This is a genomic window from Burkholderia multivorans ATCC BAA-247 (assembly GCF_000959525.1).
Lineage (GTDB): Bacteria > Pseudomonadota > Gammaproteobacteria > Burkholderiales > Burkholderiaceae > Burkholderia > Burkholderia multivorans.
The window spans coordinates 1161368-1175797 of sequence record NZ_CP009831.1; the positions used below are offsets into that span (position 1 = coordinate 1161368).

Genomic DNA, 14430 nt, shown 5'->3' on the forward strand with positions numbered 1-14430 from the left:
ATCGTGGCGTCACAAACATAAGAACACCATCCATGGAAACGAATTGGCAAGCATGAACGAAATGAAATCGAACTCCGTCGACGTCGCGATCATCGGAGCGGGGCCGTCCGGTGCCGTCGCGGCGGCGCTGCTGCGCAAGCGCGGCCGGTCCGTACTGGTGCTCGAGCGCCAGCACTTTCCGCGCTTTTCGATCGGAGAAAGCCTGCTGCCGCAGAGCATGTGCTATCTCGAAGAGGCCGGCATGCTGCAGGCCGTCGTCGAGGCCGGCTTTCAGTTCAAGAACGGCGCGTATTTCGTTCATCGCGACCGGACGTCGTCGTTCGATTTCCGCGAGAAGTTTTCCGACGGCTGGGGTACCGCCTATCAGGTCGAACGCGCGACGTTCGACGATCTGCTGATCCGCTGTGCGGCGAGCCAGGGCGCGGACGTGCGATTCGGGCATACCGTGCGCGCGTTTGAGCCCGGGGACATGCCGCGGCTCGACGTTGTCGACGAAGCGGGAAGCGAATATGCCGTAGAGGCGTCGTTCGTCCTCGATGCGAGCGGGTTCGGCCGCGTGCTGCCGCGGCTGCTCGGACTCGAGGCGCCGACCGGGCTGCCGACGCGCGCGGCTATCTTTTCGCACGTGCAGGACAGCCTGCCGGCCGGATCGACCGATCGCGACAAGATCTGCATTGCCGTGCATCCGGAGCGGCGCGACGTGTGGTTCTGGATGATCCCGCTGACGAACGGCCGCTCGTCGGTCGGTTGCGTGGCTGATGCCGCGTTTCTGGACGTGCCGGAGGCGCAGCAGGAATCGTTGTTGCGCGAACTGCTGCAGAGCGAGCCGACGCTCGCGCGGCTCGTCGGCAGCAAGCCGTTCGTGATGCCCGTGCGCCGTATCGCGGGCTATGCGTCGAACGTCGCGTCGCTGCACGGCCGCGGCTATGCCTTGCTCGGCAACGCAGGCGAATTCCTCGATCCGATTTTCTCGTCGGGCGTGACGATCGCGATGCGTTCGGCCCATCTCGCCGTCGCCGCACTCGAACGGCAACTGCGCGGCGAGACGGTGGACTGGGCACGCGACTACGATCTCGCGTTGCGCAAGGGCATCGATACCTTCCGCGCGTTCGTCGAGCGCTGGTATTCAGGCGTGTTGCAGGACATCGTGTTTCATGAAGACAAGGCGTCCGACGTGAAGCGCATGGTGTGCTCGATTCTGGCCGGCTACGCGTGGGACGAAGCGAATCCGTTCGTGCGTGAACCGGCGCGCGGCCTCGATCTGCTGGCCGAGATCTGTCGTTCGAACGCGGCGCGCTGATTGCTGCGCGTGGTCGCGGTGCCCGTCGGCGGAAAGGGATGTCCTTTCCGCGCGTAGCAAGACGGGCGCCTCATCGCTGCCGTTCGACCGTTCGCTCGATCGCTCGATTACGCTGTCGCGCGGACCGTTGCACGTCGACAGACAACGCGCGCCCGCACCGTATCGAACGACCGCGCGACGCACCTACGGCCGCGCGGCGATTTCGTCGAGATGCCAGAGCAAATCCGCCGGGTCGTCATAGACGCGCAGCGCACCCGCGTCTTGCAGCTCCTCGGTGCCGTAGCCGCCCGAGCGCAGTCCGACGCCTAGCGCGCGACAGCGGCAGGCGGCGAGCATGTCCCAGATGCTGTCGCCGACGACGACCGTGTGCTCGATCGGCACGTTGAGCCGCCGCGCGGCTTCGACGAACAGATCGGGGTCGGGTTTCGCATACTTGACCTGGTCGCGCGTCACGACGACCGCCTTCGACGCGTCGACGCCGAGCGCGTCGAGGTTGACGCTCGCCGTCTCCATCCGGCCGCTGGTGGCGATCGCCCAGCGGATGCCGGCGGCGGAAAGCGAGTTCAGCAGTTCGGTCGCGCCGGGCAGCGGGCGGACCTGCGCGCGCAGCCGCTGGTAGGCGGCCGCATGCAGGCGCGCGAGCCGCTCGATGCGATCGGTGTCGATGTTTTCCGATGTTTCGCGCAGCAGCTGGTTCAGAAAGAGGCCGCCGCTCATGCCGATTTTCCGGTGGATGCGCCACACGGACAGCTCGAGACCTTCGGCATCCAGCGCTTCCTTCCACGCGAGCACGTGCTGATAGACGCTGTCGACCAGCGTACCGTCGAGATCGAACAGAAATGACGTTTCGATGCGCATCTGAATCTCCCTGTTTCGGTTTCGCGCAAGCAAGCCGCGAATGATGGGCCAGATGCCATTGTAGTCGTGCGTTCGGCGCGCCCGCGCGAGCACGCGGGCGCGATGCCGCGGCCGGCGTCGCCGCGCGTACGCGCGTCGCGCATCCGGCCACGAGACGAGGCTCAGCTTCCCTGCAGGCGGATATCGCGCGACGACGCCCCGACATAGACGGTGCCGCCCGGCACATAGCGCCAGCCGTTACGCGCGGTGTCCCACACGCTCTGCATCCGCGGCGACACGGTGATGCGAACGTGCCGCGTCTCGCCCGGATTCAGCCGGATCTTCTCCCAGCCGACCAGCCGTTTCGGCGGTTCGTCCTTGTACGGCACGCCGAGATATACCTGCGGCGTTTCCGCGCCGGCGACACGCCCGTCGTTGCGCACCGTGAAGGCGACGTTCAGCGAACCGTCACGCTGCTTCGACACCGAAAGCCCCGAATACGCGAAGTGCGTATAAGAGAGGCCGTAGCCGAATTCGAACATCGGCTTGATGTTGTGCGCGTCGTACCAGCGATAGCCCATGTTCAGCTTCTCGGCATAGACCGGATCGCTCTCGAACGCGCCGTTTTGCCCCCAGGTCGGCGTGTCCTGATCGCGGGCCGGGAACGTGACGGGCAGCTTGCCGGACGGATTGACCGCGCCGAACAGCACGTTCGCGATCGCCTTGCCGCCGCCTTCGCCCGGATACCATGCCTCGACGATCGCCGACACGCGATCCTTCCACGGCATCAGCACCGGATTGCCGCTCTGCACGACGACGATCGTGTGCGGATTCGCACGCGCGACCGCTTCGACGAGCGCGTCCTGATTCGACGGATTCGCGAGGCTCAGGCTCTGCAGATCGCCGAAGTCTTCGCCGGCCGGCTGCGCGACGACGACGATCGCGACGTCCGAGCGCGCAGCGAGCGCCGCGGCCTGGTCGATTTCCTGCTGCGTGTACGCGCGGAACGGCGATTGCTGATCGCTGTTGCCGGCGAACGTGACCTGTGCGGCCGGCGCGAGCGCGCGAATGGCCGCGACGATCGGCACATCGACCTTCAGCCAGGGATTGCGCCACCAGCTGCAGCCGGTCGACGTGCCGAACGCGAGGCCGCCGCAGCCGGCGAACGAACCGGTGACGGGATCGCGCGTATTGCCCGAGCCGCCGCCGGACATCACGGCAGCGTCGGCGTGTCCGCCGATCACCGCAATGCGCGACAGCGACGACGCGACGAGCGGCAGCTGGTTGCCGTCGTTCTTCAGCAGCACGATCGACTGCTCGGCGACGGATTGCGCGAAGCGGTTCGCGGCGGCGAAGTCGATCGCGCCGCCGGTTTTCGCCGGATCGTCCATCACGCCGACGCGGATCATCACCGCGAGCTTGCGGCGCACCATGTCGTCGAGGCGCGCGGTCGACACCGATCCGTTCGCGATCGCCTGCTTGACGGCAGCCGGCGTCAGATACACGCTCGGGCCGACGTCCTCTTCCTCGTCGAGCCCCGCATTGATCGCGGCGGCGGTGCTATGCGTCGCGCCCCAGTCGGACTGCACCTGGCCTTCGAAGCCCCATTCGTTCTTCAGCACGTCGTTGAGCAAATGGTTGTTCTCGCAAGCATAGGTGCCGTTCAGCCGGTTGTAGCTACACATCACGCTGCCGGGTCGCCCGCGCTTCGCCGCGATCTCGAACGGCAGCAGATAGAGCTCGCGCAGCGTGCGCTCGTCGATCTGGCTGTTGCCGCCCATCCGGCCATGCTCCTGCTCGTTGCCGGCGTAGTGCTTGATGGTCGCGATGACTTTCTGCCGCTGCGTCGCGAGCGTGCGCTCGGCGAGCAGGTCGCCCGCGAGCAGCGGATCCTCGCCGAGATACTCGAACAGGCGGCCGCCGCGCGGCTCGCGCGCGAGGTTCGTGCCGCCGCCGAGGCCCATGCCGAACCCTTGCGCGCGCAACTGAATCGCAACCTGCTTGCCGTAGTCGTACGAGAGGCGACGATCCCAGCTCGCGGCCACCGCGATCGTCGCGGGGAACGTCGTGCTGGCCTGCGACGTGCTGCCGGAACCGGTCGCCGAGTCGACCATGTTGAGATCGGGGATGCCGAGCCGCGGCACGCCCTGGATGTAGCCGGCACCGCCGCCAGGCACCTTCGACATTTCGTACTGGGAATGGATGAACTGCAGCTTCTCGTCGAGCGTCATCTTGCGCACGAGCAGATCGGCACGTCGCTGCGCGGCGCTCGACGCGAAGGCATCGGCGGCATCGGCCGCAGACGAAAAATCGTTCGTGCCCGCATGGACACCGGTGCAGAGGGCCGCCGCCAGGACGGCGGCCGGCCAGAGTTTGTCCCGCATGTTGCTCTCCATGATCGTATTGCGTGTTGTTCGGATGTATCTGGAGCTGCGCGCGTCCGGTGGATTCGCACCGAACGCATTCGGCTGGCGATGCGGGGTGAGGCGGGGCGGCATGCCAGCAGGCGGGGAATCGCGACGGCCGGATCGGCGCGTCCGACGTACGTCGACGAGCGTGTGCAAGCCGCACGACGCCGCGTAATCGGATGTAGCGATTCTCTGCAGCGCCTAATAGTAGGAATGTAGTTTGACTACAGCATCGGTGTTTCTACCGATACATCCGATCTTTGTTCGAGCGCGTTGCCGCACGGGTGAAAAACCGGTCATCGTTCCCGATTGCGGCTGTGCAGCGGAGTAAGAAGTGCCGGTGAAAACGCGGCTCGACGAGCGATGCGCGATGCATGCTGCGCACGATGGTGTAGGTGAGGGGCGGAGGACGGCGGTGTCGTGGCGATCGCGCGGCCAGGACGACGACGCGTTTGCGCCACGTAGATGCAGCGACGCGCGACGATGCGCCACGATGCGCGGACGCGAATGGGCCGGCATCGCCATGCCGGCCCTGCGGATACGAACGACTACTTGGTGACGAGTGCGCCGGTCAGTCCTGCGCTGATCGCCGGGATCAGCAGATTCAGCACGCGGCTTGCGCGGACGAGCCCGGTGTTGTCGACATAGACGACGTCCTTCGACGCGAGCGGGAACTGGTTCGCGAGCAGCATCGACACCGGCGATTTCAGGTCGAGGTGATAGATGACGGGCACGTTGTCGGCCTGCTTGCGCAGCACGAACACCTGTTTCGCATCGGACGTCTGCTGGTTGAGCTGACCGGCCTCGGACAGCGCTTCGCTCAGCGTGAGCGTGCCGTCGCGTTGCGGCGGCACCGAGGCCGGCTTGTTGACTTCGCCCATCACGAACACGGGATTGTCTTCGCGCGCAGCGACGTGCAACAGGTCGCCGGGTTGCAGCATGATCGTGGCCGGGTTCACGCCCGATTTCATCAGTTGTGCGACGTTCACGGGATAGGCCGTGCCGTTGCGCGTGATCGTCACGCGGCTCTGGTCCGCGGTCGGCGCAAAGCCGCCTGCGCGGTTGACCGCTTCGACGAGCGTCATCGGAATGTCGTTGATCGTCTGCGAGCCGGGCGCGCGCACTTCGCCGTCGACGTAGACCTGACCGGCGCGGAACGACGCGACGCGCACCGTGACCTGCGGTTTCACGAAGACCTTCTTCAGCTCGGCTTCGATCTCCTGCTGGACTTGCAACGGTGTCTTCCCGGCCGCGCGAATCGGTCGCGTGATGTACGGGAACTGCACGCTGCCGTCGCTTTCGATCACGAAGCCCGGTGCCGCGTCGGCGGACCGCGTGTTCTGCATGGGCTGGCCCGCGGCGGCCGCGAATTCAGGGTGATTCCACACGGTGATCTGCAGCACGTCGCCCGGACCGAGTTTGTAGCCGCCGGATCTGGCGAACAGGTCGGCCGGAACCGGTGCGGCGGTCACGCTTTTCTGTTCCGCGCGAATCTGATTGACGAGCGCGAGATCGATCTGCTTGACCGGCACCTTCATGTCGCTCGTCACGTCGCCGTTGTCGGACGTGGTGACCGGCAAGGCGGGCGGATCGGCCATGTGCTGGCCTGGTGCAATTCCGCACGCGGACAGCAGCGCACAAATGGCGACGGAGAACGCGGCGCACACGCGACGCACCGCGGGGCGGTTGTTGATCGGCACGGACGTGTCGAATGGCTGGTGGCTGTTCATGTCGTTATTCAGCATCGTTAAACAAAAATATTTCTGTGAAGAACGGGCAGGTTCGCAGCCTTCGGGGCGACCGCGTACCGGCTTCGCCACCGCTGGCTCGCGCGATCCTGGCGCGTCGCGGCCCGCGGCCACTCCACTACGCACACCCGTTGCGCTTATGCCAATCGACGTTGCCGGCCGAAGCGCGCGTCGAATTCACGCTCGCGTTCTCGTCGATGATCCGCGTCCGTTCGAGGGGCCTCGATCGTTTCCGATCGACGGTTTCGCCATGACGGCTCGTGCGTCATGCAACGGTGCGCTAAACGTAGCACGAGATGGATCGGCAAACCCAGTGCTTCGCGTCATCGCTGCTTCTTAATGTAAGGCATCGCACTTAGCATGCCGCCCGTTTATCGCATAGTGGGCTCGGCAAACAGAATCGATTGTCCTGGGGTCAATCATTCGGTGGCGTGCGCATCCAACGACGTCACCGAATGCAGGGCGCGTGCCGGAGCGAAAGGTGCGGCACGAGTGGCGCGACATGCGTGACCAAACGCACGCACTGCAGCGATGAACCTGTCAGGGTGGCACTTTTGGAGCATACGCATGGCACTGGGTAGACCTTCATCGAACGGGTATCGAGACGGGTCGGCAACTGTTTCTCACGATACGTTCAGGTTGACGATGAGCGAATCGCTGCGGAACGTGCTCGATCATCGCCGTCTCTTTCTCGCCGTTTTCCTCGGCTGCCTGTTGTTGGCGACGATCTACGCGATCACGGCAACACCGGTCTATTCGGTCGATACGCTGATCAAGGTCGAGGAAAACAAACACAGCGCGCTCGGCTCGCTTTCCGAGATTTCCAACGCACTCGATATTCAAAGTTCGAGCGTCGTCGGCGAGATCGATATTGCACGTTCGCGCACCGTCGTCACGCGCGCGATGGACGAGACGCTCGCACAAGTCGACGTGTCGGTGCGCAACCCGATTCCGCTGATCGGCGGCTTCGTCGCTTCGCTCCTGCGCAAGGACCGCAACGGTCTCGTCGTGCCGCTGTTCAACACGCCGTTCTGGGCATGGGGCGGAGAACGCGTCGAGTTCAGGAAATTCGACATTCCCGATGCGCAGATCGGCAAGAAGCTCGAGCTCGACTATCTGCCCGGCAACCGCTTCGTGCTGAGGGACAGCCATGGCGACGAAGTGCTGCGCGGCGTGGTGGGCAAGCCGAGCGTCGCGAACGGCTACAACGTCGACGTGGCGCGGATCGTCGCGCGCCCCGGCACCGAGTTTCGCGTACGCCGCGAGTCGACGCAGGTGCGGCTCGATTCGATCCTGACGAAACTGAGCGGCGCGGAGACGAAGCGTCAATCGGGCATCATGCAGCTGAGCCTCGAGGATCACGATCCGGTGTTTGCCGCACGGCTGCTCAACGCGATCGCGGCCGCGTATCTCGACGCGAACGCACGGCGCCGTGCCGAAGACGCCGAGCGCAGCCTGGCATTCCTCGATCGGCAGCTGCCGGTCGTGAAGGCGCGCCTTGAGCAGGCCGAGGAAGCGCTGAACACGTTCCGCAACGCGCAGGGATCGATCGATCCGCAGGGCGACGTGAAGCTGCTGATCGATCAACTGTCGCTCGTCGACAAGGCGCGGCTCGAAGCGAAGCTCGAGTATCAGGATCTGTCGTCGAAGTACGTCGCGGGACAACCGGAGCTCGCCGCGGTCGCGAGCAAGCTGAAGACGCTCGATCAGCAGTCGGCCGATCTGAAGAACAAGGTCGCGCACCTGCCGTCGCAACAGCAGACGTATTTGCGTCTCGCTCGCGAAGTCGAGGTCAACAGCCAGCTCTACGTCGGCCTGCTGAACAACTCGCAGCAGCTGCAGATCGCGAAGGCCGGCACGGTCGGCAATGCGTCGATCATCGACAAGGCCGATGTCAGCGACAAGCCGATCCGGCCGAAGCGCGTGCTCGTGATCGCACTGGGCGCCGCGTTGGGGCTGATTCTCGGTCTCGCCGCGACGCAGGCCAGCGCGTTGTTCTCGCGACGCGTTCGCGATCCGAAGCATCTGGAAGCGGTGGTCGGCGTGCCGATGCTCGGCGTGCTGCCTGCCGCGCCGCGTGCGCTGCAGACCGGCGCAGGCGACCGGCCGCCGTTCGTCGTGGCGCGCGAACACCGCGATACGCCGCTCGGCGAAGCGCTGGAAAATCTCGCGCTGCTGCTCCACTATCGGTTGACTGCGCAGCACGAAAACTCGAAGGCGGTGCTGATGACGTCGCCGGAACCGGGGCAGGGCACGTCGACGATCGCGGCCAATCTCGCCTACCTGTTCGCCGAGAGCGGCTTCAAGACGCTGCTGCTGCGCGCCGATGCGGGCGACGTCGGCACCGGGCGCACGTTGCCGATGAAGTACGAGAAGGGCCTGTCGGATCTGCTGAAAGGCACGCTCGAACTGAAGCGCGCGATCTCCCCGATCAACGATCACCTCGACGTGCTGTCGGCAGGCAAGGGTGTCGAGCCGCTGCGCAACCTGTTCCGTACGGAGCGGCTCGAGGCGCTGATCGCGTCGCTGCGCGACGAATACGACATGATCGTCGTCGATGCACCGTCCGCGCGTGCCGTCGCGAATGTCGCGATGTTGTCGCGGTTCGTCGACGTCACGTTGATGACGGCCCGGCAGGGCGCGGTGACCTACGTCGCCGTCGCGGAAGCGGTCGAGAACCTGAGCAAGGTCGGTGCGCAAGTCGACGGTCTCGTGTTCAACGGCTTCGAATCGCCGTCGCTGAGTCGCGACTCCTACGCGAGCGCGCATCGATCGACGAAGGACAGCCCGCCGCGCGAGGATGCCGGCGAAGCCGGCCCGGGCACGCTGCTGGCACGAACCGGCAGCGATTGAGAACAGCGCCGCTCGGCATGTGCCGGGCGGCGTATGACATGAGCAGCCGGGGCCTCGTCGCGCACCTGCACGGTGTCGACGCGGACGCCGCCGCAGGCAGCGGCGCCCGACTGCAGGATGCGCCGGCTCGCACGGTGCATGACCGATGGACGAATCTCGGGTTGCAGCATGACAGGTAAGACGACGGGGACGATGCGGGTCGACGGCGGATCGATGTCCGCGACGGGCCTGATGATATCGACGCTGTTCGCGATCGCGTTGCTGATCAATGCGGCGATGCCGGCGCTCGGCATGAAAGAGTCGAGCGCGGCATGCACGCTGGTGCTGGCGATGCTGGGCGTCGTCGCGCTCGTTCGAGCGCGTCCGGTGTTCTCGATCTCGATGCTCTACGTGCTCGCGATCGGATTGACTGCGTTCCTCGCAGGCGTCGGACTCGAGAACGGCGGCTATCTGCGCGAAACCGACATCACCGGCGAAGCGACCGGCGCGTTCAGCCGGCTCCTGACGTTCTATCTGATCTTCGTCGCCTGTGCGTTCGTCGCGTTCGAGCGGTTTCTGGACGAGCGCCCGGGGCGCGAGACGATCGTCGCGCGCCTTTCACGGCAGCCGGTCAGCGTGATCGTCGGCTTCGGGCTCGCGTTCGCGGTGATCGTCGTCGGCGTGCTCGCGGGTCTGACGTCCGGCTTCTCGATGTTTACCGGCATCAACCGGTACGCGCTGCGCAACGACGCGTCGAACGGCGCGATGTTCAACCTGTTCCTGAACAACCAGACCTTCGTCGGCCTGCTGCTCGGCACGATCGCGACGAATACCGACAAGCGCATTCGATGGCTGGCGATCGTCACGATGGCGGTCGACCTCGCGCTGAACGTGCTGCATGGCGAGCAGTTCATGGCCGTACTCCACATCGGTCTCTGCACGCTGACGCCGTTCATCGCGCTGCATGCGATGAACGGCAAGCCGGTCGTGCGCTATCTGGGCATCGGCGCGGGACTCGCGCTGCTGCTCGGCACCGTGTCGATCATCTACGCATACCGCGGGCAGGGGCTCGAAGTCGCCGACGTGATCTCGTCGCGCTTCCTGCTGCAGGGCCAGCCGTGGTACGTCGTGGACAGCGATGCCGGGATGTTCTCGCCGCCGATGTACGGCGGTATCGACGCATTCTGGCGTTTCGTGCATTCGCTCGGCTCGTGGACGATGCCGACGTTTTTCAGCGACGCGGAACCGAGCGGCCTGCGCGATCTGATGATGTCGTATACCGAGCCCAAACTGCTGAAGGCATACATCTTCGACGACGTCACGTTCACGATGGGGAACATGGCCATCCCGGTGTACTGGTTCGGCTATGTCGGCGGCGCGCTCTTCGTCGCGATGACGGGCCTCGTCTATGGCGCACTCGGTGCGTTGCAGATCCAGGTCGCGATGCGCGGCGGCGTCGTGATGCTGTGGCTGATGTCGAAGGTGTTTTCGTATGCGACGTTCGCCGTCCAGCAAGGCGAGTACTGGATGATGTTCGGCTCGCGCACCCTCTTTTACGCGGTGCTCGCGCTCCTCTGGTGGTATTGCGTCGACAAGCGAACGGCGAGCTGACTCGACGCATGCACGCGCGCGACGTCGAGCGCGTGCCGGCTACCGTTTTCGTTGTATCGGCCGGAATCGAAGCGCCCCGGATCCGCAGGGACGGCGGATGAAACAAGAGGGACGCGCAGGTGTTTGAAGGCATGGATTTGACTGTATTCGATGGGATTGTCGGCGGCTGCTGCAGCGTCGCCTACCTTCGCGGGTGGGCATCGTCGCGGCGGTTGCGTCCGGGCACTCTGATCCATCTCGCGCGCACGCGGCAGGCACATCGCCTCGCGCGGCGCGTCACCATACAGTCATGTCGAAAACAAACAGCTCCGAACATTTCTACCATGTCGATGCGATGCGCGCCGTTGCCGTGATACTCGTCATATGGACCCACTACGCCGAGCGGTTTGCGTCGCTGGCAGGCTCGCAGCACGCGCTCGATACGCTGCAGCGTTCGCTGAATTTCGGACGAGTGGGTGTCGTGATCTTCTTCGCGATCAGCGGGATGCTGATCCCGACGAGCCTGCACGGGCCCGTGCGCGCCGGCACGAAACGGTTTCTCGTGCGTCGGTTCTTTCGACTCTATCCCGCGTACTGGTTCGCGCTGCCTGCAGGCTATGTCGTCCATTGGTATCTGTTCGGCAGGCAAATGGACATCCGCGGGTTCCTCGCGAACCTGACGATGATGCCAGCCGCGTTCGGCGAAAGCCTGATCCTGCCGCACGGCTGGACACTCGAAACGGAACTGTATTTTTACGGCGCGTGCCTCGTGCTGTTCTGGTGCGGCGCGCTTCATCGGATGCGCGCGCTGTGTCTGGTCAGCATCGGACTGTGTCTGCTGTTCGTCGCGGCGCTGAAGCTGCAACTGATCCCGGCCGACGTGCTGAGCCAGTACAAGACGCTGCCGTACCACCTCGCGATCATGTTCTGGGGCGCGTGCTTTCGGCAGGCGTACGACACGCCGTCGAGATTGCTGCCTATCCGCCTGGCGAAGCGCGGCCCGCTCGCCGATCTGTCGATCACGTATCGCGCAGCAGCGGCGTGGGTGGCCGTGCCGATTGCCGTCATTGCGGTGATGGGGGCCGTCAACGACTGGCATCGCAATCTCGAACATCTGCCGACGTCGCTCGCCTACCTGGCGGGCATCGCGATATTCGCCGCATTGGCGACCGTGCTGAAGCTGCGTATCCGGCTGCTTGCATGGCTCGGCGAGATCAGCTACTCGATCTATCTGCTGCACAGCCTGCCGCTATTCGTCGCGTTCTGGCTGTGTCAGCGCTTTCATATCGTCGGATGGCCGTTGGGGCTGTACATGGTCGTGCCGCTCGTGCCACTGGTCCCGCTCGCGTGGGCAGGCTATCGCGTCTGTGAAGTGCCTTGCGTTCAACTGGCGCGCACCGTGACGGCGCGGCGCAGAAGCGGCGCGCTCGCGTCGGGCGACGCCGACGGCTAAACGGCGAACGTCGACTCGGCTTTCGACAGCAGTAGCCGACGCAGTCGGCAGCAGACGTGCGACCGGTGCCAGTCGCGCGGCCCGCGCCGGCGGCGCGTACCCCGATGCGACGGGTCGGGCGCCGCAGCGTCGGCCGGCGGAGGCGCCACGCCGCGACGCAAATGAGAGGGCCGCCTTGCGCGGCGCGCATCGCCGAGCCGGTTGAGTCACGCGACGACGCACCATCGAGCTCGGTAATCGCGACCACACAAGGATCCGCGGCCAGCATGGATGATTGAGCATCGATGGGCAGTAATCTCTCAGTAATCTCGCAGTAAGTGAAACTACAAAGAGGTTGATCGAGGCGGCGGCGCGTTGGCCGCTCCCAAAACCCGGATTGTTAGCGCAAGGAACCAAACATGACACCGATCCAGTTTGATGGATGCATCGGCTGGTTGCACGAAGGCACGCGCACGCACGGCATCGTGATGTGCGAGCCGTTGGGGCACGAAGCCCTGTGGCTTCACAAGCTCGTCCGCTCGCTCGCCGAGCATCTTTCGGATCGCGGCTTCCCCGTGCTGCGCTTTCACTATCGGGCGAGCGGCGACTCGCTCGGCGACGAACGCGATGAGGGGCGCTTCGACGAGATGATCGACAGCACGCGGCGCGCCGTCCAGGCGCTGCGCGAACGCGTCGCGGTCGACAGCGTGGCGCTCGTCGGCGTGCGCGCGGGCGCCGCCGTCGCGCTGCTCGCGGCGGACGCGATGCCCGAGGTTACGCGGTTCGTCGCGCTGGCGCCCGTCGTGCGTGGGCGCGGCTATCTGCGCGAGCTGTCGGCCGTCGCGCAGCACTGGCTCGAAAACATGCCGCCCGTCGTGCGCAACACGATGCGCGACGAGAAGCCGATGAATGTCCTCGGACATGCCTATCCCGACGATCTCGTCGCGACGCTGCGGCATCTCGATCTGTCGAAGGCGGTCGGCGAATTGGGCACGCTGCCGGCGCGTGCGCTGCTCGTCGACGCACCGTACGGCGACGCCGCGATGCTCGCGGGCGCGTTGCAGGCGCGCGGCGTCGCCGCGCAAGTCCAGCCGTGTGCGGACTGGCCCGTCGCGATGCGCGAGCCTTTGTGGTCGCGATTCCCGGCTGGATTGTTCGATACGGTCGCGGACTGGATCGACGTTGAGGCCGGCGCCGACGCAATCGGTCGCGTATCGCCTCAGTGGCCGGACGCCGACGTCGTGCTCCGGGGCGAAGGCAGTGTCGAACGCGTGATCCGCATCGGCCCCGACAACCTGGTCGGCGTGCTGTGCGAGCCCGACGAGCAGACGATGCGCGCGGCCGCGCCGACGCTGCTGATCACCAATACGGCCGCGAACCCGCGCACCGCGGACGGGCGGCTCGCCGTGCGGCTCGCGCGAGCACTGGCCGCGCGCGGCATCTGCACGCTGCGGTTCGATTCGACCGGCACCGGCGACAGCAGCGAGCGTGCGCGCGACATTCAATCCGACATCCCGTATTCGGACCAGTTGATCGACGACGTGCTGAACGCCGCCAACTGGTTGAAGGCCGAGGGCCATCACAAGATCGTCGCATTCGGGATCTGCTCGGGTGCCTATACGTCGCTGCATGCCGCGGCGACGGGGCAGCTCGCCGGCGCGATCGCGGTCAATCTTCCCGTATTCGTGTGGCCGCGCGGCCAGACGCTCGAGAACGCCGTCAAGAATCAGACGAACTCGATGCGCGGCTATTTCGCGTCGGTCCGCAGTGCGGGCAAGTGGCGACGGCTGTTCGCGCGACGTCGCGATCTGCGACCGGTGCTGCGCGCGCTATGGCGTTTCTCCGCGGATGCGATGTCGGTGCCCTTGATGCGCGTCGCGGAGCGGCTCGGGCGCGGCCCGGGCAAGGACACGCCGCGCGGGTTGCTGCGCGACATGTCGGCGCGCGGCATCCGCACCCATTTGATCTACGGCACCTACGATCCCGGCGTCGATGCGGTCGTGCGCCATTTCGGGCCCGTCTCGCGCGCGTTCGCGCACTTGCCGAACGTTTCGGTCGACGTGCAGGAAACGGTCGACCATTCGCTGCACGGCGAACGCGCCGCGCAATACGTCATCGAGCGCTGTGCGGCGCTGCTCGCATGCTGGTGGGCGCCGGCTGAGCGTACGGCGCTGCTGCCGAAGGCAAGACGCACGATGTCGTGGCATTTGCGCAAGCATCGCACCGAATCGACGCACTGACGCGCAATCGTTGTCGGGGGCGGGACGTGGCGGCACGCATGCC

8 protein-coding genes are annotated in these 14430 nt (G+C 65.6%); 5 read left to right on the forward strand and 3 right to left on the reverse strand.

Features of this window, described 5'->3' with window-relative positions:
* Window positions 1-52: 52 nt before the first annotated feature.
* The gene (locus tag NP80_RS07450) at window positions 53-1300 is read left to right on the forward strand and encodes an NAD(P)/FAD-dependent oxidoreductase (protein WP_006410321.1); all 1248 of its coding nucleotides are present in this window, start codon (window positions 53-55) and stop codon (window positions 1298-1300) included.
* Window positions 1301-1483: 183 nt separating this feature from the next.
* Here the strand turns inward: NP80_RS07450 and NP80_RS07455 are convergent, their stop codons facing one another.
* The 3 genes from NP80_RS07455 to NP80_RS07465 form a co-directional block, all read right to left on the reverse strand.
* The gene (locus NP80_RS07455; RefSeq protein ID WP_006410330.1) at window positions 1484-2158 is read right to left on the reverse strand and encodes an HAD family hydrolase; all 675 of its coding nucleotides are present in this window, start codon (window positions 2156-2158) and stop codon (window positions 1484-1486) included.
* A gap of 161 nt (window positions 2159-2319) precedes the next feature.
* Complete coding sequence (locus NP80_RS07460; protein WP_035488157.1) at window positions 2320-4521, reverse strand: glycoside hydrolase family 3 C-terminal domain-containing protein; 2202 nt, start codon at window positions 4519-4521, stop codon at window positions 2320-2322.
* 572 nt (window positions 4522-5093) lie between these two features.
* The gene (locus NP80_RS07465; protein ID WP_193019405.1) at window positions 5094-6275 is read right to left on the reverse strand and encodes a polysaccharide biosynthesis/export family protein; all 1182 of its coding nucleotides are present in this window, start codon (window positions 6273-6275) and stop codon (window positions 5094-5096) included.
* A 585-nt stretch (window positions 6276-6860) separates the two neighbouring features.
* Here NP80_RS07465 and NP80_RS07470 point away from each other — a divergent pair.
* From NP80_RS07470 to NP80_RS07485, 4 genes are all read left to right on the forward strand, one after another.
* On the forward strand, window positions 6861-9146 hold the full coding sequence (locus NP80_RS07470) for a GNVR domain-containing protein (protein ID WP_035946993.1): 2286 nt from the start codon (window positions 6861-6863) through the stop codon (window positions 9144-9146).
* A gap of 192 nt (window positions 9147-9338) precedes the next feature.
* Window positions 9339-10736, forward strand: coding sequence for a DUF6418 domain-containing protein (locus NP80_RS07475; RefSeq protein WP_006410316.1), 1398 nt, complete (start codon window positions 9339-9341; stop codon window positions 10734-10736).
* Window positions 10737-11025: 289 nt separating this feature from the next.
* Window positions 11026-12168 (forward strand): acyltransferase family protein, encoded by a 1143-nt coding sequence (locus tag NP80_RS07480; RefSeq protein ID WP_006403721.1) that lies wholly within the window; start codon window positions 11026-11028, stop codon window positions 12166-12168.
* A gap of 398 nt (window positions 12169-12566) precedes the next feature.
* Entirely contained in the window at window positions 12567-14387 is a 1821-nt protein-coding gene (locus NP80_RS07485; RefSeq protein WP_006410328.1) for an alpha/beta fold hydrolase, read from the forward strand.
* The last annotated feature ends 43 nt before the right edge of the window (window positions 14388-14430 follow it).